18 protein-coding genes are annotated in these 20,650 nt (G+C 74.0%); 6 read left to right on the forward strand and 12 right to left on the reverse strand.

The window, feature by feature from the left end; translation table 11 throughout:
• Positions 1-54: 54 nt before the first annotated feature.
• Positions 55-1,380 carry a GH1 family beta-glucosidase gene (locus Q8791_RS24160; RefSeq protein ID WP_330094087.1) on the reverse strand — a complete coding sequence of 442 codons (1,326 nt, stop codon included), beginning with the start codon at positions 1,378-1,380 and terminating at the stop codon, positions 55-57.
• Between the two features lie 154 nt (positions 1,381-1,534).
• Positions 1,535-2,824, reverse strand: a complete 1,290-nt coding sequence (locus Q8791_RS24165; protein WP_330094088.1) for an MFS transporter — start codon at positions 2,822-2,824, stop codon at positions 1,535-1,537.
• Between the two features lie 232 nt (positions 2,825-3,056).
• Here Q8791_RS24165 and Q8791_RS24170 point away from each other — a divergent pair, with 232 nt between their 5' ends.
• On the forward strand, positions 3,057-3,791 hold the full coding sequence (locus tag Q8791_RS24170; RefSeq protein ID WP_330094089.1) for a VOC family protein: 735 nt from the start codon (positions 3,057-3,059) through the stop codon (positions 3,789-3,791).
• 37 nt (positions 3,792-3,828) lie between these two features.
• Here the strand turns inward: Q8791_RS24170 and Q8791_RS24175 are convergent, their stop codons facing one another.
• The 7 genes from Q8791_RS24175 to map form a co-directional block, all read right to left on the reverse strand.
• On the reverse strand, positions 3,829-4,485 hold the full coding sequence (locus tag Q8791_RS24175; protein WP_330094090.1) for a PadR family transcriptional regulator: 657 nt from the start codon (positions 4,483-4,485) through the stop codon (positions 3,829-3,831).
• Positions 4,486-4,657: 172 nt separating this feature from the next.
• A complete protein-coding gene (locus Q8791_RS24180) occupies positions 4,658-6,628 on the reverse strand; it encodes an acyl-CoA dehydrogenase family protein (RefSeq protein ID WP_330094091.1) in 1,971 nt (656 codons plus the stop codon).
• 121 nt (positions 6,629-6,749) lie between these two features.
• Positions 6,750-7,040, reverse strand: a complete 291-nt coding sequence (locus Q8791_RS24185; protein ID WP_330094092.1) for a helix-turn-helix domain-containing protein — start codon at positions 7,038-7,040, stop codon at positions 6,750-6,752.
• Positions 7,041-7,155: 115 nt separating this feature from the next.
• Entirely contained in the window at positions 7,156-8,148 is a 993-nt protein-coding gene (locus tag Q8791_RS24190) for a S66 peptidase family protein (protein ID WP_330094160.1), read from the reverse strand.
• A 250-nt stretch (positions 8,149-8,398) separates the two neighbouring features.
• Positions 8,399-9,784 (reverse strand): M20/M25/M40 family metallo-hydrolase, encoded by a 1,386-nt coding sequence (locus Q8791_RS24195; RefSeq protein ID WP_330094093.1) that lies wholly within the window; start codon positions 9,782-9,784, stop codon positions 8,399-8,401.
• Between the two features lie 80 nt (positions 9,785-9,864).
• On the reverse strand, positions 9,865-10,698 hold the full coding sequence (locus Q8791_RS24200) for a M55 family metallopeptidase (protein ID WP_330094094.1): 834 nt from the start codon (positions 10,696-10,698) through the stop codon (positions 9,865-9,867).
• Between the two features lie 196 nt (positions 10,699-10,894).
• On the reverse strand, positions 10,895-11,746 hold the full coding sequence (gene map, locus Q8791_RS24205; RefSeq protein ID WP_330094095.1) for a type I methionyl aminopeptidase: 852 nt from the start codon (positions 11,744-11,746) through the stop codon (positions 10,895-10,897).
• A gap of 125 nt (positions 11,747-11,871) precedes the next feature.
• Here map and Q8791_RS24210 point away from each other — a divergent pair, with 125 nt between their 5' ends.
• Both Q8791_RS24210 and npdG read left to right on the forward strand, forming a co-directional pair.
• Positions 11,872-12,069: a hypothetical protein gene (locus tag Q8791_RS24210; RefSeq protein WP_330094096.1), complete on the forward strand. Its 198-nt coding sequence runs from the start codon at positions 11,872-11,874 to the stop codon at positions 12,067-12,069.
• Positions 12,070-12,114: 45 nt separating this feature from the next.
• Positions 12,115-12,810 (forward strand): NADPH-dependent F420 reductase, encoded by a 696-nt coding sequence (gene npdG, locus Q8791_RS24215; protein WP_330094097.1) that lies wholly within the window; start codon positions 12,115-12,117, stop codon positions 12,808-12,810.
• A 242-nt stretch (positions 12,811-13,052) separates the two neighbouring features.
• Here npdG and Q8791_RS24220 read toward each other — a convergent pair whose 3' ends face one another.
• From Q8791_RS24220 to panB, 3 genes are all read right to left on the reverse strand, one after another.
• Positions 13,053-14,093 carry an LLM class F420-dependent oxidoreductase gene (locus tag Q8791_RS24220; protein ID WP_330094098.1) on the reverse strand — a complete coding sequence of 347 codons (1,041 nt, stop codon included), beginning with the start codon at positions 14,091-14,093 and terminating at the stop codon, positions 13,053-13,055.
• Positions 14,094-14,238: 145 nt separating this feature from the next.
• Positions 14,239-15,120 (reverse strand): sulfurtransferase, encoded by an 882-nt coding sequence (locus tag Q8791_RS24225; protein WP_330094099.1) that lies wholly within the window; start codon positions 15,118-15,120, stop codon positions 14,239-14,241.
• Positions 15,121-15,314: 194 nt separating this feature from the next.
• Positions 15,315-16,169, reverse strand: a complete 855-nt coding sequence (panB, locus tag Q8791_RS24230) for a 3-methyl-2-oxobutanoate hydroxymethyltransferase (RefSeq protein WP_407942043.1) — start codon at positions 16,167-16,169, stop codon at positions 15,315-15,317.
• 412 nt (positions 16,170-16,581) lie between these two features.
• Here panB and Q8791_RS24235 point away from each other — a divergent pair, with 412 nt between their 5' ends.
• The 3 genes from Q8791_RS24235 (at position 16,582) to Q8791_RS24245 (ending at position 20,568) form a co-directional block, all read left to right on the forward strand.
• Positions 16,582-18,174, forward strand: a complete 1,593-nt coding sequence (locus Q8791_RS24235; RefSeq protein WP_330094100.1) for an MFS transporter — start codon at positions 16,582-16,584, stop codon at positions 18,172-18,174.
• Between the two features lie 76 nt (positions 18,175-18,250).
• Positions 18,251-18,685, forward strand: a complete 435-nt coding sequence (locus Q8791_RS24240) for an RrF2 family transcriptional regulator (RefSeq protein ID WP_330094101.1) — start codon at positions 18,251-18,253, stop codon at positions 18,683-18,685.
• Between the two features lie 698 nt (positions 18,686-19,383).
• Positions 19,384-20,568 carry a globin domain-containing protein gene (locus Q8791_RS24245; protein ID WP_330094102.1) on the forward strand — a complete coding sequence of 395 codons (1,185 nt, stop codon included), beginning with the start codon at positions 19,384-19,386 and terminating at the stop codon, positions 20,566-20,568.
• Positions 20,569-20,650: the final 82 nt, after the last annotated feature.

Genomic DNA, 20,650 nt, shown 5'->3' on the forward strand with positions numbered 1-20,650 from the left:
CCCCGGCCCGCCCGGGGCGGGGGCGCCCCGCGGCGGGGGGGGGCGCCGCGACGGTCAGGAGCCGGTGCGGGACGCGATGAGGTCCCGGTACCAGGCGAACGAGTCCTTCGGGGTGCGGACCTGGGTCGCGTGGTCCACGTGCACCAGACCGAACCGCTGGTGGTAGCCCTCGGCCCACTCGAAGTTGTCCGTGAGCGTCCACACGAAGTAGCCGCGCACGTCGACACCGCGCCCGCGTGCGGCCTCGACCGCCCCGACGTGCCCCTCCAGGTAGGAGATCCGCTCGGGATCCGCCACGTGCCCGCCGGGGGCGACGGTGTCGGCGTAGGAGGCCCCGTTCTCGGTGACGTACAGGGGCGGCAGCGCGTCGCCGTAGCGTTCCACCAGCAGGTCGAGCGCCGCGCCGAGCCCCTCGGGCACCACCGGCCAGCCGAACGCGGTCGTCGGCACCCCCGTGACCTCGCCGAAGTCGAACGGCAGGCCCGCCCCGGGGCCGGGCGCGGCGACCACGCTCGGGTTGTAGTAGTTGACGCCGATCCCGTCGACGCTCCCCCTGACGAGTTCCAGGTCGCCGTCGAGCACCCCCGGCACCTCCTCGGCCCCGAAGGCCGACAGGTCCGGGTACACGCCGGTCAGCACCGGGTCCGTGAACAGCCGGTTGTGCAGGGCGTCGTAGGCCGTGGCCGCTCCGGCGTCGGCCTCGGACCCCGTGGCGGGGGCGACGGGGGAGTAGTTGTTGGTGAGCAGGGCCTCCAGGCCGCGTGAGCGCAGCTCGCGGGAGGCGAGCCCGTGCGCGAGCAGGAGGTGGTGGGCCACCCCGAGGACGTCGGGCACGTCCAGGGTCCTGCCGGGGGCGTGCACGCCGAACGCGTGTCCGTAGGCCATGTGCACCACGGGTTCGTTGAGGGTGATCCACCGCCCCACCCGGTCGCCGAGGCGGTCGGCCGTCACCCCCGCGTACTCGGCGAACGCGTGCGCGGTGTCGCGCGACGTCCACCCGCCCTCCTCCTCCAGCGCCTGGGGCAGGTCCCAGTGGAACAGGGTCGGCACCGGTGTGACGCCCCGCTCCAGCAGGGCGTCGACGAGCCGGTCGTAGAAGTCCAGGCCGACCTCGTTCACGGCCCCGCGGCCCTGGGGGACCACCCGGGGCCAGGCGACCGAGAACCGGTAGGCGTTCACTCCGAGCCGCTCCAGCAGGTCCGCGTCCTCCTCCCAGCGGTGGTAGTGGTCGCAGGCCACAGCGGGACTGTGGCCGTCGCGGATCGCGCCGGGGCGCCGGGCGAAGGTGTCCCAGACGGACGCGGCGCGCCCGTCCTCGGTCAGGGCGCCCTCGACCTGGAAGGCGGCGGAGGCCACCCCCCACAGGAACGGTGACGACATGGACGGACCTGCCTTTCGTGTGGTGGCGGCGGTGGAGCGGACGGTGCGGCGGGCGCGCGGCGCGGGCACCGGTGCGGCGGGCGTCGCGCCGGAGCGGCTGCGGGGTCCGGGGGCGGTGCCCGCGGGGCGGCGCCGCCGCGGGAGCGCCGGGGGATCAGGCGACCCCCCGGATCCGCCAGACCAGGACCGCCCCCAGCAGGGTGAGCACCCCGCACGCGGTGTGGAGCACCGGGTATCCGCCCAGGTGGACGACGATCGGACCGGCGATCGCGGGGGCGAGCACCTGCGGCCCGGCGCTGGCGACGTTGACGATCCCGAGGTCCTTGGCCCGCCCCCCGGCCGAGGGCAGGACCTCGGTGACCAGTGCGTTGTCCACGGACAGGTAGATGCCGAACCCCACGCCCAGCACTACCGCGCACGCCAGGCTCACGGGCCAGGTCGGGTACGCGGCGAGCAGGAACGCGGGGACCGCCGAGACGGCGCCCGACAGGCACACCAGCCCCCGTCGGCGGCCGATCCGGTCGGAGACCGCCCCGGCGACCACGGTGGTGGACACGACGGCCGCCGTGTAGACGAGGATCAGCACCAGCAGGCCGTCCGCGGCCGACGAGCCGGGGAACAGCTCCTCGTAGCCCACCCCGTCGCGCAGGAAGTACAGCAGGTAGAGCGTGAACATGGCGTTGCCGGTCTGCATGAGGAACCGCGTCAGCCACGCCCACCCGAAGTCGGGGTGCCTCCGGGGCGACACCCAGAGGCCGCGCGCGAACGCGCGCCAGGGCGGCCTCGACTCCGGGGGCAGCGGCGGGTCGGGTGCCAGCAGCGCGAACGGCAGTGCGCACGCGAGGGTCAGGGCGCCGATCAGGGCGTAGCCGGGGGCGGTCCCCGTGACCGCCACGGTCACCAGGAGCACCGCGACCACCACCCCCGCCGACTGGGGGATGCCGATCCAGCCGGACACCGCGCCGCGCTGGCGGACCGGCACGTGGTCGGGGACGGCCGCGAGCAGGGTCGCGTTCAGGCAGGACAGGGCGGCCTGGACGAACGACCAGCCCAGCAGGACGCCCAGCACGTCGTCCTGCCGTCCCAGGACCACCAGGCCGAGGCCGCCCAGGACGGCGCCCGCCAGGATCCAGGGGCGGCGGCGCCCGAACCTGCCCGTGGTGCGGTCGGACAGCGCCCCCGCGAGGGGTGTGCCGAGCGTCGAGCAGGCCGCGCCGATCCCGGTCACCCAGGCCAGCGTCGTCTCCTTGCTGCCGGGGGCGATCATCCCGACCTGCTCGGGGAGCAGGACCTGGAGCGGGCCGAAGAAGGCCATCCACATACCCAGGTTGGCCAGGCTGATCCCGGCCACCCACCTGCGGCGGACGGGGCGGGTCGGTTCGGCCAGGGCGTCCGGGGCCGGCTCCCGGGGGACGGGGGAGGGCTGCGCGGGGGGTGTGCGCACGTGTGACCTACCTAACGTGAATTTGTCTCATGTTAGGCAGGGTGTGCTGGAGGGGGAAGGCCTTCGAGCGTGCGGAAATCGGCCGCTCCCGCGGCGGCGTCATGTAGTCAAGTTTGACCAGTTGTGGAGAAGGGGTCTAGTCTCGACCGCTAGTCAAAGTTGATCAATGGAGGGACGGCGATCCATGGGCGGGCGAGACCCTGTGGCCACGACCGGGGAACCGGAGGAGCGGATGCGGCCGAACGAGACGACGGTGCCCCTGCTGCCCTGCGTCTCGGCGGAGGAGACGCTGGCGTTCTACCGCGCCCTCGGTTTCGAGGTCACGTACGAGCAGACGAAGCCGTACCTGTACCTCGCGTTCCGCTGGAGCGGCGTCGAGCTCCACTTCGGCAGGGCGACCGAGGGATTGGACCCCGCACAGGAGAACAGCGGCGGCTGCCTGGTGATGGTCGACGCGGTCGCGCCCTACCACGCCGCGATCACCCGGGCCATGCGCGGCGCCTACGGGAAGGTGCTCGGACGAGGGGTGCCCCGCGTCACGCGCCACCGGCCGGGGGCGAGCCGCTTCACTCTGGTGGACCCCTCGGGCAACTCGGTGATCTTCATCCAGCGGGACGAGCCGGCGGAGTTGGAGTACGGCGGGGCGGCCGGGTTGGAGGGGCTGGCCAAGGCACTCGACCAGGTGCGGATCTTCCGGGAGTTCAAGAACGACGACCGGGCCGCCTACCGCAGGGCCCACTCGGCGCTGCGCCGCCACGGGGACGCCGCCCCCGCCGCCGACCGGGCGCTGGCGTACGCGGTCCTGGTCGAACTCTCCGTCGCCCTCGGGGACGGGGAGAAGGCGCAGGAGTGGCGCTCGCGGCTGGCCGGGGTCGAGCTCACCGCCGAGGAGGACGAGCGGGTCGCGGCGGAGCTGGCCAACGCCGACGACCTCCGGGCCTGGCTGGACGAGGGCGCAGGCGGGTAGCGCGGTGCGCGCCCCCGGCGGACCGCGGCGCCCTCCCCTACGGGGCCCCGCGGTCGCCCGCGGGCCCGGCGCGGCGCCCCCCGCCGTCCCTGTGGGCCGGGTCGTCGGCGAGGACACCGGCGTAGGGCTCGCCCTCCTCGCCGGCGAAGACGTACGCGCCGCCCTCGATCCGCCCGATGAGCCCGCGCGTCCACGCGGCGTCCGACTCCGCGGAGTGCACCCACAGGCCCATGATCTCGCCGATGTGCCCCATCTGCTCGGGCCCCTCCTCCGGCGGGTGGTACTCGGCCACGCTCCGGTGCCACTCCTCCAGGCCCCGCACCCGCTCCCGCAGGAGGCCGAGGGCCTCCCGCCGGGGGAGGTCGACGACGAAGCCGAGGCCGGCGGAGAGCACGTCCTGCCCGGCGACGTGGGACGACACCGCCGCGCGCAGCAGGGCGAAGTACTCCTCGACGCCCCGCTCCGTGATCTCGTACTCGGTCCGGGGCGGACCGCCCGCGGTGGACGGGGCGACCGCGTGGGCGACCAGCAGCCCCTGCTTGGCCATCTGCTTGAGCGCGTGGTAGATCGACCCGGGCTTGGCGTGGGACCACTCGTGCGCGCCCCAGAACTCCAGGTCGTTGCGCACCTGGTAGCCGTGCGCCCGACCGTGGAGCCGGACCGCCCCGAGAACCAGCAGCCGGATGGCCGACATCCGCACCCCCACTCACCATCGCTCGGCGTGACGCCCCTCTTCGGTTCCGACCAGCGTAACCAGGGTCCGGACACGGCCGTGCCGGGGCCGCCCGGGCCCCGGCACCGCGTGAGGGCGTCCGGTCGCGCACCGGGTCGCGCCGGTGCGGCGTCGTGACCCGGCCGCGACCCGCTCAGCCGCGCGCCGGGGGCGGGTCGCCCTGGCGGGCGTGCTCGGAGCCCAGCGCGATCGGAGCGGCCAGCCACTCGTCGCGCAGCCCGAACCCGTTCACGAGCCGCACCGCGTACGGCCGCAGGCCCCGGCACAGGTCGTTCACCGCCTGGGTGACCGCCTTGGACCGCGCGGTGGAGAGGCGCTCGTGCTCCAGGAACCAGGCGCGGTCCTCCTCCACCACCGACAGCACGTACAGGTCGCACAGCCGGTTGAGGAGCTTGGCGGTCGCCTGGTCGCCGCAGCGGTCGATCCCCGCCACGAACGCCTCCAGGACCACCCGGTCCATGTGGGCGCGGCCCGCCGTGAGCACGTGGTCCTGGGCCCGGTTGAACACCTCGAAGGCGTCGCTGCCGTCCTTGCGGGACCGGCGCAGGCGCCCGGCCAGGCCCTCGACGACGTGCTTCTCCCGGTCCTCCAGGAGCTCCAGCTGCCAGCCCCGGTTGTACAGGTCGGCCTCCTCCCCGCGGCCCGGGGCCGCGGCGACGAGCCGTTCGATGAGCGGGATCGCCGCGGTGCGCTCGATGACCGTCTCGAACACCTTGCCCGCCATGAACCTGGCCAGGCCCAACTGGTCCAGGTCGCCGAACGAGTCCTGGAAGTTGGTCAGCAGACCCTTGGTGAGCTGCTGCAGCAGGACCGTGTTGTCGCCCTCGAACGTGGTGAAGATGTCGGAGTCGGCCTTGAGCTGCGGGATGCGGTTCTCGGACAGGTACCCGGCGCCCCCGCACGCCTCCCGGCAGGTCTGGATGGTCGCGGTGGCGTGCCAGGTGGCCACGGCCTTGAGCCCCGCCGCCCGCGACTCCAGCTCGCGCTGGGCGTGGTCGTCGCCCTCCGCCGACCGGGACAGCTCGTGCAGCCGCGTGACCAGCTCCTCCTGCGCGAAGTGCAGGGCGTAGGTGCGGGCCAGGGCGGGCAGCAGCTTGCGCTGGTGCGCCAGGTAGTCGAGGACCCGCACCTCCTGGTCGGGCTCCCCGTCGACCCCGGGGCGGGTGAACTGGCGGCGTGTGTCGGCGTAGCGCAGGGCGATGGTCAGGGCGGCCTTGGCCGCGCTGCCCGCGCCGCCCGCCACGCTGATCCGACCCCGGATCAGGGTGCCGAGCATGGTGAAGAAGCGCCGGTTCTTGCTCTCGATGGGGCTGGAGTAGGTGCCGTCCGCGGCCACGTCCCCGTACCGGTTGAGCAGGCTGGTGCGCGGTACGCGCACCTGGTCGAACCAGAGGCGGCCGTTGTCCACGCCGTTGAGCCCGGCCTTGGGGCCGCAGTCCTCGATGCGCACGCCCGGCGCGGGCCTGCCCTCGCGGTCCCGGATCGGCACCATCAGGGCGTGCACGCCCTGGTTCTCGCCGTCCACCTCCAGCTGGGCGAACACCACCGCCATGCGCCCGTCGCGGGCCGCATTGCCGATGTAGTCCTTGCGCGCGGACTCGTCCGGGGTGTGGACCACGAACTCCTCGGCGGCCGGGTCGTAGACGGCCCTGGTGCGCAGCTGCTGGACGTCCGAGCCGTGGCCGGTCTCGGTCATGGCGAAGCAGCCGGGCAGCTCCACCGACATCACGTCGGGCAGGTACTCGGCATGGTGGCGGTCGGTGCCCAGGGCGCGGATCGCACCGCCGAAGAGCCCCCACTGCACGCCCGTCTTCACCATGAGGGAGAGGTCGGCGACCAGCATCTCGAAGCCGACGACGGAGGCGCCGATGTCGTCGCTGCCGCCCACCGTCGCGGGGAATCCGTAGGCGGGAAGGTCGGTCTTGGCCAGGGCCTTGAGCTGGGTGAGTGTGCGGGCGCGGTGGTCGTCCACGGACAGGCCGTGGACGGGGGCGAACAGCTCCCCGCGGACGGTGTCGCGGGCCTGTTCGCGGACGTGGGCCCAGCGGCCGTCCAGCAGGCCCCGGAGTTCGGCCTCGTCCAGTCTCAGCGCCTGTTCGGTCATCGTGTCCCCCTGGTGGTCGTCGTTGACGCGGCCCCCGCGTGTCCACCGCCGCCGGGGATCCGGGGCGGTGCGGGCACGCAGGGGTCGTGGGTGTGTGACAAAGCTACGGGGGAGGCCGGGGTCAGACGGCCAGGGAGGCGGGCTCGGGTGCGGGTTCCTTGGCGGGCAGGACGGCGTGGACCCGGCGCAGGAGGTCGTCGAGGGAGAGACCGAGGGTGGCGGCGATCGATCCGACGGTGAAGAACGCCGGGGTGGGGATGCGCCCGCCCTCGATCTTGCGCAGGGTCTCGACCGAGATTCCGGCCTGACGTGCGACGTCCACCATCGTGCGCTCGGCGCGGGCCTGCCGGAGCAGTCCGCCGAGAAGGCGGCCGCGCTCGATCTGGTCTGCGGTAAGCGGTTCACGAACCATGCGACGAGTCTAACGCCCCCGAGCCACGCGGGTATAGTAATACCGGTATCACGGTGGGGGGCGCGTGCCGCCGGCACGGCGGAACGCCCGGTGCGCACCGGGCGCCCCGCCCGCGTCAGGCCAGGCCGGGGACGGCCAGCTCCAGGGTTCCCGCCCCGGCGTCGAGCACGGCCGGAACCCCCAGCGGGATGGTCAGCTGGGCCGCGCAGTGGCCGAACTCCAGCCCCCACAGCACCGGCACCCCCAGGGGTTCCAGGCGGTCCCGCATCAGGTCGGCGATCACGCCGGGGCCCGGCGGGCAGTCGGTCCACGTGCCCAGCGCGACCCCGGCCACCCCGTCCATCCACCCGGTGCGCAGCAGGTGCGTGAGCATCCGGTCGAGCCGGGCCACGTCCTCCCCGACATCCTCCAGGACCAGGATCCCCCCGGCCGCCGACAGGCGGCTGTGCGGGGTCGCCAGGCCGTCGTTGAGCAGGCTGAGGTTCCCGCCGAAGGTCACGCCCCGCACCCGCCCCGGCACCAGTGCGTGCGCGCCCGGGGAGGTCAGGACCATGCGGTGCTCGGGAAGGAACAGGGTGGTGTGCAGCTCCCGCTGGGCCACCGTGTCGCCCACGAAGTACTTGGTGCCCACCACCGGCCCGTGCACCGTCGCCACGCCCAGCTCGACCGCGAACGCCTCGTGGAGCGCGGTGATGTCGCTGAACCCGACCAGGGCCTTGGGTGCGGCCCGCCGCATGGCATCGAAGTCCAGCAGGTCGAGCGTCCGGTGCGCCCCGTCGCCCCCGCGCACGCAGAACACCGCGTCCACGTCCGGGTCGCACCACGCCTCCTGGAGGTCGGCGGCCCGGGTCGCGTCCCCTCCCGCGAGGTAGGGGAGCCGTGGGTGCCGGTCGCGCACGTGCGGGGCGAGCCCGACCTCCAGGCCCCACCCGCGCAGCACCTCCACGGCCGCGTCCAGCTGCGCGGCCGGAACCGGGCTGCACGGCGCGACCAGGCGTACTCTGCCGCCCTCCCGCAGGCGCGGCGGCCTGACCAGCTCCCGCACCCCGCGGGGGTCGCCGGACCGCGTCCCCGGGACCCGGGGCCCCACTCCCGCACGCTCCTCCACCACGGTGCCGGTCCCGTCCCGCTCCTCGCGTACCCCGGTCACTTCGCCCACGTCCCACCCCTCGTCGTCCGCGTCCCCACAGCAACCCACCGCACCGCGCGCGGGCACGGCGCGCACTCCCTGCACCTCCTGCTCGGACACCCGGCCCCGGCCGGCCGACCGGGGGGCCGGGGCGGCGGGTCCGCGACCCTCGCCGAACCCGGTCCCCCCAGGATGTCCGGTGCCCGAGCACCGCGCCCCGACGACGCGCTCAGGCGCGGAGGAACGTGTCGAGCGCGCGCACCCCGAACCGCAGCCCGTCCACCGGGACGCGCTCGTCCACCCCGTGCAGCAGCCCGGTGTAGTCCAGCCCGGGGGGCTGCGCCAGGGGGGAGAAGCCGTAGCACTCGATCCCCAGCCGGGAGAACACCTTGGCGTCCGTGCCGCCGGCCAGGCACACCGGAACCACGTGGGCTCCGGGGTCGTGCGCCAGCAGGGCGGAGCGCAGCGACGAGAACGCCGGAGAGTCCACGGGCGCGTCCACCGGGGGCGACCCGTGGGCGTACTCCCAGGACACGCGGTCGCCGGTGAGCTCGTTCATGGTGACCGTGAACTGGTCCTCCGCCCCGGGCAGCACCCGCCCGTCCACGCCCGCCGTGGCCTCTCCGGGCACCACGTTGACCTTGTAGCCGGCCGCGAGCATGGTGGGGGCCGCGCTGTTGCGCGTGGTCGGGCCGATCAGCGCCCCGGCCTGGCCGAGCCGGGAGACCAGCGAGTCCAGCGCCTCGGCGGTCCCGGTGTCACCGGGCGTCCGCTCCACCCCGAGGGCGGCCGCGATCGTGTCGATCGACGCCAGGGTGACCGGAGTCAGGTGCAGCGGCCACTCGTGCCGGTTGATCCGGGCGACGGCCTCCGCGAGCGCGCCGACCGCGTTGTCGCGCGGTGGACGGGAACCGTGCCCGGCCGTCCCCTTCGCCCGCAGGGTCAGCCAGGCGCTGCCGCGCTCCGCCGCGCCCACCGGGTAGAGGCGGACGGGGCGCCCGGCGGCGTCGCGGGCGTGGATGGTCTCCCCGCCCCCCTCGCCGATCCCCGTGGCGCAGCCCTCGAACAGGTCGGGGTGCCGGCGGACCAGGAAGTCGGCGCCGTAGGCGGCGCTGTCCTCCTCGTCGGCGACGAACGCGAGCACGATGTCGCGCCGGGGCCGCAGACCGTGCCGCGCCCAGTGGCGGACGACCGCGGTGACCATGGCGATCGTGTTCTTCATGTCCACGGCGCCGCGCCCCCACAGCGCGGGCACGCCCGTGACCGGGCAGTCCGCGACCTCCCCGGAGAACGGAGGGACGGTCCAGTCGGAGGCGTCGGCGGGCACCACGTCCAGGTGGCCGTGGACCAGCAGGGCGGGGGCGTCGGGGTCGGTGCCCGGGATGCGGGCGACCACGTTGGCGCGGCGGGGGGCGGACTCCAGGACCACGGGGTCCAGCCCGGCGTCGGTCAGGGCCTCGGCCGCGAACTCGGCGGAGGCGCGCTCGTCGCCGTCGCCCCCGCCGTGGTTGGTGGAGTCGCGGCGGATGAGTTCCCGGGCCAGGAGGAGTGCGTCCTCCCCCGCCGCGGTGAGGCCGTCGGTGCTGTCGGGGGAGGGTGTGACGGGGTGGCCCACGGGCGCGGCCTCGCTCTCGGTGCGGTGGTGCTGACGGGGTGGAAGACCACGGTGCTCAGTGGTGATCCCCAGCCACAGTTCTACCCGTAGTGGGCTTCCATCGCATTCGATATCAGCGTGGTCACCGCTTTGAAGCACCGGATCATCTCGTAGGCGTCCGGCGAGGTGTACCGGACGCGTCGGACCCCGGAACGGGTGACACCCGGGACGATGGCGGCGGCCTGGGCGAGCTGGGCGGAGTCCACCTCGACCTCGACGGCCCTGGGGGAGGGCGGGACCGGGTCCAGGCGCCCGGCCAGCGTCATGGCGCCGCGGGCGCCGGCCCTGATGTCCCGGGCGGTCCGCGCGGGGGGACGGCACCGCGCGGCGTACCTGCTGACGTGGTCCTTGACCGCGACCGTGCGCGCGAACGGGGCGTAGGAGGCGGCGTCCTCGCAGGTGCGGTCGTCCCCCGTGACCAGGATGACGGGTGTGCCGTACTCGGCGACCACGGCGGCGTTGAGACGGCCCTCGCCGGCCGGTTCGCCGTCCAGCCACACACCGGTCACCGCGTTGGGCAGGTAGGTGTGGGCGAGCACGCCCTCCTCGCCCGCCCCGCAGTGGTAGCCGAGGAAGACGACGCCGTCGCAGTCCCCGGACTGCACGCCCTCGACCATCGAGAGCTCCTTGTGGCGCCCGGTGATCATGGTGGCGTTCTCGTTCAGCTCCTCCAACAGGAGGTTTCGCATGGTGGCGTGCGCCTCGTTGACCAGGACCTCGGTGGCGCCGCCCTCGAACAGCCCCTCCACGGCGGCGTTCACGTCGCCGGTGAACATGGACCGGCAGCGCTGCCACTGCTCGGTGCCCGGTTCGACGTCGGCGGGCCAGGTGACGCCGGTGGCGCCCTCCATGTCGGCGGAGATGAGAATTTTCACCCGGCCGACACTACGCCCTGGACCCCCGCGGATCCACCGGTGCGGGACCTCCCCCGCGCCACGGGTCCGGCGGCCGTACCGCGCGTGCCGGGCGCCGCCCGCTCCGCGGGACGGGCGGGCGGGGCGGCACGGGGCGGGGCGCACGGACGAGGACGGGCCCCGGAGCAGCGCTCCGGGGCCCGCGGGCACCGCGCGCCTACGGCAGGGTGAGGATCTCCGTGCCGGTCTCGGTGACCACCAGGGTGTGCTCGAACTGGGCGGTCCACCTGCGGTCGGCGGTGACGGCGGTCCAGCCGTCGTCCCACATGTCGTACTCCACGCCGCCGAGCGTGATCATCGGCTCGATCGTGAAGGTCATCCCCGGCACCATCACGGTGTCCGCGCGCGGGTCGTCGTAGTGCGGGATCACCAGGCCCGAGTGGAACTCCGGGCCCACGCCGTGACCGGTGAAGTCGCGGACCACGCCGTAGCCGAACCGCTTGGCGTACGACTCGATGACCCGGCCGATCACGTTGATCCGGCGGCCCGGGCGGCACGCCTTGACGGCGCGCATCGTCGCCTCCCTGGTCCGCTCGACCAGGAGCCGGTTCTCCTCCGCCACGTTCCCGGCCAGGAACGTGGCGTTGGTGTCGCCGTGCACGCCGTCCTTGTACGCGGTGATGTCGATGTTGACGATGTCGCCGTCGGACACCTTGGTGTCGTCGGGGATGCCGTGGCAGATCACCTCGTTGAGGGACGAGCACAGCGACTTCGGGTAGCCCTTGTAGCCGAGCGTGCTCGGGTAGGCCCCGTGGTCCAGCAGGAACTCGTGGCCGATCCGGTCCAGCTCGTCGGTGGTCACACCGGGCTGGACGTGCTTGCCGACCTCTTCGAGGGCCTGCGCCGCGATCCGCCCGGCGACCCGGATCCGCTCGATCGTCTCGGGGGTCTGCACGTCCCCCAGGACGCCCTCCACCGGGTACTTCTGCCCGACGTACTCCGGCCGGGCGATGGAGGAGGGAACCGAACGTTGTGGCGAGATGCGCCCAGGCACCAGCGGAGTAGTCATGAGCACTGATTGTAGTTCGTGGGCGCGCCCGCCCGGAGTCGGTGGGGCGCCGCCCGGGGGTGTGAGGAGCACCCCACTCCGGGTAGACCCCGCGACGAGGAACGACCTACGGGAGGCTGACGAGCGTGACGGACGTACAGGACGACGGCTGGTGGTACTGCCTGACCCACAACAGGGTCGAGCACGGCGCCGGGTGCCCGAACCGGGAGCGGATGGGCCCGTACGAGGACGAGGCCACGGCCGCCCGCGCGCTGTCGATCGCGGCCGGCCGCAACGAGGAGTGGGACACCCAGGACGAGCGCGAGGCGGACGGCGGTTGGTGAGGGTCCACGGGCCCCGTGCGGCGGCGCCTCTGACAGGATCGGGCCATGACTGAAGAGAGCACGCCCGAGGGCGCGGACATCGCCGGGCAGACCATCGCGGTCCTGGGAGGGACCGGCGACCAGGGGCGCGGCCTCGCCCGCCGGTTCGCCCTGGCCGGGCACACCGTCCTCATCGGGTCGCGCAGCGCCGAGAGGGCCGAGAAGGCCGCGCGGGAGCTGACGGAGGGGGAGTCCGCCCGGCTGGACGTCCGGGGGCTGGACAACACGGCCGCCGCGGCCGAGGGCGACATCGTCATCGTCGCCGTGCCGTGGGACGGGCACAGGGAGCTGCTGGAGGGGCTGGTCGGACCCCTCGCGGGCAAGATCGTGGTCGACTGCGTCAACCCGCTCGGGTTCGACGGCAAGGGCCCCTTCGCGCTCGACGTCCCGGAGGGGAGCGCCGCCCAGCAGGCGGCCCTGATCCTGACCGGGAGCACGGTGACGGCCGCCTTCCACCACGTGTCGGCGGTGGTCCTGCTGGACCCCTCGGTCGACGAGGTGGCCCTCGACGTCCTGGTGCTGGGCGAGGACCGCGCCGCCACCGACGCGGTGCGCGCCCTGGCCGAGCGGATTCCGGGCGTGCGCGGCGTCTTCGGCGGACGGTTGCGCAACGCCCACCAGGTCGAGGCGCTCACCGCCAACCTGATCGCGGTCAACCGCCGGTACAAGACCCACGCGGGCGTGCGCGTCACCGGTATCTGAGGGCCGGGGCGCGCAGGGGCCGCGGGGACGCCCCGCGGCCCTGTGGCCCCCGCGGTCGGGCGCGGAACGCCTCGCGCTCCCCGTCGGTCGGTCCGGACGTCCCGAAGGGCGCGTACCGGGTGCGGCGGCCCCGCTCCCGGTCCCGGAAGCACGGCCCGCAGGCGCCGGCGCCGCGGGGTCCGTGCACGCGGACGGCCCCGCGCCGGGCGCGGGGCCGTGGGGTGCCGCAGGGGAGTGCCGGATCAGGAGAGCCAGCCCCTGACCTTCTCGACCAGTGCGGTCGGGTCGTCGCCGACCGGGGTCACGTTGAGCTTGGTGACCCCCGCGGCGCGGAAGGCCTCCACACGCTCGCGCACGTAGGACTCCGGGCCGACCAGGTTGGTCAGCTCCACGAACTCGTCGGGCACGGCCGCGGCCGCCTCGTCCCTCCTGCCGTCCAGGTACAGGTCCTGGATCCGCTCGGCCGCGTCCTCGTAGCCGTAGCGGCGGGCGACCGTGTTGTAGAAGTTCCTGCCCTTGGCCCCCATGCCGCCGACGTACAGGGCGATCATGGGGCGCACGAGGTCGAGCAGCTTCCTGGTGTCCTCGCCCTCGCCGATGGCGAGCAGCCCTCCGGCGGAGATCTCCAGGTCGCCCAGCGAGGGGTCGCGCTTCGCCCGGCCCTCGGCCAGGGCCTCGCCCCACACCAGGTCGGCCTTCTCGGGGATGAACAGGTGGGGCAGCCAGCCGTCGGCGATCTCGGCGGTCATCGCCACGTTCTTCACGCCCAGCGACGCCACGTAGACGGGGATCTCCGCGCGCCGGGGGTGGTTGATGATCTTGAGCGGCTTGCCCAGACCAGTGCCCGTCTCCGGGGGCAGCGGCACCTGGAAGACGGAGCCGTCGTGGGTGAGGCGGTCCTCGCGGGCCCAGACCTTGCGGCAGATCTCGATGGTCTCGCGTGTGCGGGCGAGGGGCTTGGTGTAGGGGACGCCGTGGAAGCCCTCGATGACCTGCGGTCCGCTGGCGCCCAGGCCGAGGATGGCGCGCCCGTCGGACAGGTCGTCCAGCCCCGCGGCCGTCATCGCGACGAGCGCGGGGGTGCGGGTGTACATCGGCAGGATGGCGGAGCCGATGTTCACGGTCTCGGTGCGGGCGGCGATGTAGCCCATCAGGGTGGGGCTGTCGAACCCGTAGGCCTCGGCGACCCACACGGTGTCGAGCCCGGCCTTCTCCAGTTCGACCACCCGGTCGACGGAGGCCTTGGGGTCACCCGCGTACTGGAGCGGCATCGAGATGCGCATGTGTGTCCTCCCGGGCGGGCCGGACCCCGGCCCGTGTCGGTGCTGGGTACGAGAGCAACTCTACTGCCGAGTACGATTCGGTTTGTTGTCCGGCTCACACCCCGGCCGCCGCCGGCCGGTGGTCCCGGACGGCGGCGGAGCCGGTTCAGCGGGGGGAGTCGCCGGTGACCAGCGGCAGGGACGGGTCGGCCGCCCAGGCGGTCATCGAGCCGTCGTAGACGGCGACGTCCGTCCGGCCGACGAGGGCGAGCGCATGCGCGACCCCCGTGGCGGCGATGCCGCCGCCGCAGTAGGTGACCGGGGTGACGCCGGGGTCGAGCAGGCCCGCGCCGTCGAAGACCGCGCGCAGTTCCTCCACCGGCCTGATCCGGCCCGTCCGCGGGTCGAGGACCTCGCTGACCGGCAGGTTGACGCTGCCGGGGATGTGCCCGTCACGCGCGTAGGTGTGCTTGTCGCCCCGGTAGGTCTCCGGGTCGAGCACGTTGACCAGCACCGTCCCGCGGTCGTCCACGGCCGCCGCCACCTCGGCTGTGGAGCGCAGCAGCTCGGGGCGCCGCTCGGCCTGGAAGGCCATGGGGACCGGGGTGGGGGTGGGCTCGTCGGTGACCGGCTGCCCGGCCGCCCTCCAGGCGCGCAGCCCGCCGTCGAGGACCACCGCGTCGTCGAACCCCTCCAGGCGCAGCTGCCACCAGAGGCGGGTGGCCCAGAACCCGGTGCTCCGGTCGTACACCACGACCGTCCGGCCGGGGCCGATGCCCAGGGCGCCCGCGCCGACTGCGAACTTCTCCGAGGAGGGCACCGTCCACGGCGCGGGGGCCTCGGTGTCGGCGAAGTCGGTGAGCAGGTCGGCGAAGAGGGCGCCCGGGATGTGCTCCGCGTCGAAGCCCTCCCTGCCGGACTCCACCGTGTAGGGCCCGTCGTCCGGGACGGACAGCAGCGTGGTGGAGTCGACGACGACGAGGTCCTTGTCGTCCAGGTGGTCGGCGAGCCACTCCACGCCGACGGTGGGTGCGGTGCGGTCTGTCATGGTGCGTCCCCCTACAGCCGATAAATCCGGTCGGAAAGGCATACTATCCCCGCAGGTCGGAGCCGCCCCGGTGACGTCGGCCACCGGCAGGGCGCCCCGTACGCGCGACCGCCGGCCGGGGCGTACCCCGGCCGGCGGCCGTGACTCCTTCACCGGCGCCCCGCCGGGGGCGTCGGCCGTCGGTCCCGCGGGCCTCAGCCCGTGTAGGAGTGGCGCTCCTCCGGGAAGGTCCCGTTGACGACCTCGTCCGCGTACGCCGAGGCGGCGTCACGCAGTGTCTCGTGCAGGTTGGCGTAGGTCTTGACGAACTTCGCCACCTTCGGGCTCAACCCGGCCATGTCCTGCCACACCAGCACCTGGGCGTCCGTGGACGGACCGGCGCCGATGCCCACGGTCGGGACGGAGAGCTGTTCGGTGACCTGCGCGGCCACCTCGGCGGGCACGCACTCCAGCACGACCGCGAAGGCCCCCGCGCGCTCCATCTCCTTGGCGTCCTTGAGCAGCCCGGCCGCGGCCTCGCCGCGACCCTGGACCCGGTACCCGCCCAGCGTGTTGACCGACTGCGGGGTCAGGCCGAGGTGCGCCATCACCGGGATCCCGGCGGACACCAGCAGCTCCACCTGGGGTGCGACCGCGTGGCCGCCCTCCAGCTTCACCGCCTGGGCGCGACCCTCCTTCATGAACCGCGACGCCGACTCCAGCGCCTGCTGGGGGGAGGACTGGTAGGAGCCGAACGGGAGGTCGGCGACCACGAGTGCCCGCTGCGTCGAACGGGACACGGCGGCGGTCAGCGGGACGAGCTCGTCCATGGTGACCGGGAGGGTCGTGTCGTAGCCGTAGACGACGTTCGCGGCCGAGTCGCCGACGAGCAGGACCGGGATCCCGGCCTCGTCGAAGACCCGGGCGGTGAGGGCGTCGTAGGCGGTCAGCATGGGCCAGCGCTCGCCGCGGGCCTTGGCGGAGGCCAGGTCGCGGACGGTGACGCGCCGGTTGGTGACGCCGCCGTACAGGGAGTTTCCGGCTGAGGGGGTGGTGGATGTGATGGTCATGACGTGTTCTTCCTCCGTCGTCTCGAAGCACCTCGGCGGGTGTCCCCGGACATGTGGACGAATGATGGTGTCGCGCTCGCGCGCGGGAGGGCACAGGCCCCGTTTGCGGCCCCCGTGGAGAGGGCCGGGCGAGTGCGGCGCCGGTGTCCCGGAGACCTTCCGACCGCCGTGACCGACGGAGTGGAACCGGTTCCTGCCGCCACACGCAAGCATCATCGCATGCCGCCGCGACGCCGCTCCTCGCGGGATACAACCGGATTGCGCCACCGGATCATTCCCTGTACCTCTTGGTGCAGGAGGGCCTGCGGGGGAGAGTCGTCACACCGTTCGCGCCACCGCGCGGGAGACCGCCGGCCGCGGCCCGTGGCACGGCCCGAACCGCCGATCGGGTGCCCGGTAGCGGAGGTGGTTCGTGGACGCGCAGACGGCATATCGGCGGAGATGGGGCGGGCTCGCGGTCCTGGTCATCTGCCTCCTGGTGATCGTCGCGGACAACACGATCCTCAACGTGGCGCTGCGCGTGCTCTCCGACCCGGAGAGGGGCGTGGGCGCCAGCCAGTCCCAACTGGCCTGGGCGATCAACTCCTACACGCTGGTCTTCGCCGGGCTGCTGTTCGCCTTCGGCGTGCTCGGCGACCGGCTGGGGCGGCGCCGCATGATCGTGGCGGGGCTCACCGTCTTCGGTGCGGCGTCGGCGCTGTCGGCCTACTCGCAGAGCCCCGAGCAGCTCATCCTGGCCCGCGCCGCCATGGGGTTCGGCGCGTCGATGGTGATGCCGCAGACGCTGTCGATCATCACGAACGTGTTCCCGCCCGACCAGCGCGGGCGCGCCATCGGGATCTGGGCGGGCTCGGTCGGCCTCGCGATGGCGATCGGCCCCTCCGTGGGCGGGCTGCTCCTGGAGAACTTCTGGTGGGGGTCGATCTTCCTCATCAACGTGCCCTTCGTCGTTCTCGGGCTGGCGCTGATGTTCTTCCTGATCCCGGAGTCGAAGGACGCGAACCCGGGGAGGCCGGACGTCCTCGGCGTGCTGCTCTCCATCCCCGGACTGGTGCTCCTGATCTACGGGATCATCACCGCGGGGGAACGGGCCTCGCTGGCCGACTGGGACGTGTGGGGTGCTCTGGCGGGGGGCGTGGCCGTGCTCGCGCTGTTCCTCGTGCACGAGTCGCGGACCGAGGACCCGTCGCTGGACGTCCGCTTCTTCCGCGACCCGCGGTTCAGCGTCTCCATCGCCACCATCATGGTGATGTTCTTCAGCATGTCCGGGATCATCTTCTTCCTGAGCTTCTACTGGCAGAGCGTCCGGGAGTTCACGCCCTTCGTGGCGGGCCTCCTGGTGCTGCCGGCGGCCGTGGGGCAGATGCTCATGGCGCCGCTCAGCCCGACCCTCGTGCGGTGGGCGGGGCCGCGCGTGGTCGCCGCCTGCGGCGTGCTCGGGGTGTGTTCGAGCTTCGTGTTCTTCACCCAGCTGGAGCCGGACACGCCGCTGCCGCTGATCATCGGGTTCGCCTTCCTCCAGGCGGGGTCGATGGCGGTCGTGCTGACGCCCGCCACGGACGCGATCATGTCGTCGGTCCCGCCGGGCAAGGCGGGGTCGGCCTCCGCCGTGCAGAACACGGTCCGCCAGGTCGCGACCGCGATGGGGGTCGCGGTCCTGGGAGCGGTGATCTCCTTCCGGTACCGCTCCGGGATCACCCCGGTCCTGGACGGATTCGCGGAGGGGGAGGGCGCCGGGCAGCTGAGCCCCGGGGAGCTGCACGCCGCGGGGGAGTCGATCGAGGGCACCCTGGCGGTCGCCCGCGGCGCGGGGGAGGCGGGCCGCGTGCTGATAGGCCCCGCCAAGGAGGCGTTCATGGCGGGCCTGCACACGGCCGCGACCGTGTCCCTGTGCTTCGGCCTGGTCGGGCTGGTGGTGGTCCTCATCTGGATGCCCCGTGAGGCGGGAAGCCACCAGCCGGTGGACGCCCCGCGCGACGGGGACACCGGCGGGAGCCGCGGCTGACCCACCCGCCCCGACAGGCGGGGCGGGGGAGTCCCGGCCGACGCGCGGGGCGCGGCCGGTCGCCTACGTTGGGAGCATGCGCCTGACCGCCTTCACCGACGTCTCCCTGCGACTGGTCATGCGGCTCGCGGTGACGGCGGAGGGTGAACTCCTCACCACCAGGAACGCCGCCGGGATGCTCGCCGTGCCGTACACGCACATGGCCAAGGCCGTGGCGGCCCTGTCCGACATGGGACTCGTGGAGACGCGGCGCGGTCGCCACGGCGGCCTGCGCCTGACGGAGGAGGGGCGGCGCACCTCGGTCGGGACGATCGTGCGCGCACTGGAGGGAGGGGGAGACCTCGCGGGCTGCGAGGCCGACCCGCCCTGCCCGTTGCGCGCGGCCTGCCGCCTGCGCGGCGCCCTGCGCGACGCCCGCGAGGCGTTCTACTCCTCCCTCGACACCGTCGCCGTGGAGTCACTGGTGGCGCCGCCGACCAGGGGCGCGCTCACCCTGCTGCGCCCGGAGTAGGGGCGCCGGGTCCGTCCACAGCCCCTGGTGCGGACCGCCCGTCCGCGGTTTCCTGGATACAGGGGGTGCTCCGCTCCCGTCGGCGTCGTGCTGCCCTCCCTCCGCCCGGGCCGTTCCTTCCGCCCTCCGGGCCGCCTTCGCCCGGACCGCCCTCCCCTGGCCGGGGCCGCTGCCGCTCCGTTCGGGCCTGCCCTCCGTCTGCCCTCCGCCCGGGCCCGCCTCCTTCGCAGGGGGCCGCTGCACCCACCACTGGAACCCAAGCCTCCGCCCCGGACCGCCCTCCTGCCGCTCAGGCGTGCCCCGCCCGTGCCCACCCTTCCGCCTTCCCGCCTCCGGGGCCGACCTCCCCCGGTCCGCGCCTGCCCGGGGCCCCGCCTGCCCCCGCCCCCGCCTGTGGCGAAGGTCTCCGTATCCGCGCACGCACCGCCCCCGGCGCGCCGCGCGGTGCCGGGAGGCGACCTTCGCTCCCACCCGGACGGGACGGAGGTCCCGGGAGGTGGGGCCGTGCGATCCTGGCGCCGAGCCCTCTCGTGCTGTCCCGCCCCCTTCCACCTGCGGCGACAGGTCCGCCGAAGCCGCCGCGGGGCCCCGGTGAAGGGACCCCGGGCGCGTGTCTCCCGCACGCGGATTTAATGTGCATTTCAGATACCAATTATCTGATCCGGGACGGTTCCCCACCTTCCGGCCGAGGAGGACGCATGCTCTCCACCGAGTCCGCAGCCACGATCCGCGCCACCCTCCCCGTGGTCGCCGCATCGTTGGACACCATCACGGCCCGGTTCTACGAGGCGATGCTCGACGACCACCCCGAACTCCTCGACGGCATGTTCAACCGGGGCAACCAGGCCTCCGGCGAGCAGAGCCGGGCCCTGGCCGGCTCGATCGCCGCCTTCGCCACCGGGCTCCTCGCCCACCCGGACGAGCGCCCGGACGCACTCCTCTCCCGCATCGCCCACAAGCACGTCTCCCTCGGCGTCACCGAGGACCAGTACGTGGTCGTGCACAAGTACCTCTTCGGCGCCATCGCCCAGACCCTCGGCGACGCCGCGACCCCCGACGTTGTCTCCGCCTGGGACGAGGTGTACTGGCTCATGGCCGGGGCCCTCATCGCCCTGGAGGCCCGCCTCTACAACGCGGCCGGGGCCGACGGGGGCGACGTCTGGCGCCCCTGGAGGGTGGCCGAACGCCGGGAGCAGACGCCCGACACCGTCTCCCTCACCCTCGAACCGGGCACCGACGACCCCGTCCCCGCCTTCCTGCCCGGCCAGTACGTCAGCGTCCGGGTGCGTCTGGCCGACGGCGTCCACCAGGCCCGCCAGTACTCCCTGAGCGGCTGGGACGGCAGGCGCCGCCGGATCACCGTCAAGCGCCTGCGCGCCGGTGCGACCCCCGCCGGGGAGGTCTCCACCCTGCTGCACGACACCGCTGTCCCCGGCGACACCCTCATGGTGTCCGCCCCCGCGGGCGACGTCGCCCTGGCGGAGGGCGACCACCCCCTCCTGCTGGTCTCCGCCGGGATCGGCTGCACCCCGATCGTCGCCATGCTCCAGCGGCTCGCCGAGCGGGCCGACCCCCGCAGGGTCCTCGTCCTGCACGCCGACCGCGGCCCCGCGGAGCACGCGCACCGCGGGGAGACGGCCGCCCTGGTCGACGCCCTGCCCGGAGCGGACCTCCGGACCTGGTACGGGACCGGTGGCGACGGCCGGGGCCAGGGGCGCATGGACCTGTCCGGCATCGACCTCCCCGAGGACGCCGAGGCCTACCTGTGCGGGCCGCTGCCGTTCATGCGCGACGTGCGCGCGCAGCTGCTCGACGCGGGGGTGCCCGCCCGCCGCGTCCACTACGAGGTGTTCGGCCCCGACCTGTGGCTCGGCGGGGCCTGACCCGCTCCCTTGGGAGGGGCCGCCCGGTGCCCCGGGGCAGCCCTCCCCGCAGCGGCCGCCGCTCGGACCCTGGCCGGAAGCG

The sequence above is a fragment of the Nocardiopsis codii genome (assembly GCF_036327455.1).
Classification (GTDB): domain Bacteria; phylum Actinomycetota; class Actinomycetes; order Streptosporangiales; family Streptosporangiaceae; genus Nocardiopsis; species Nocardiopsis codii.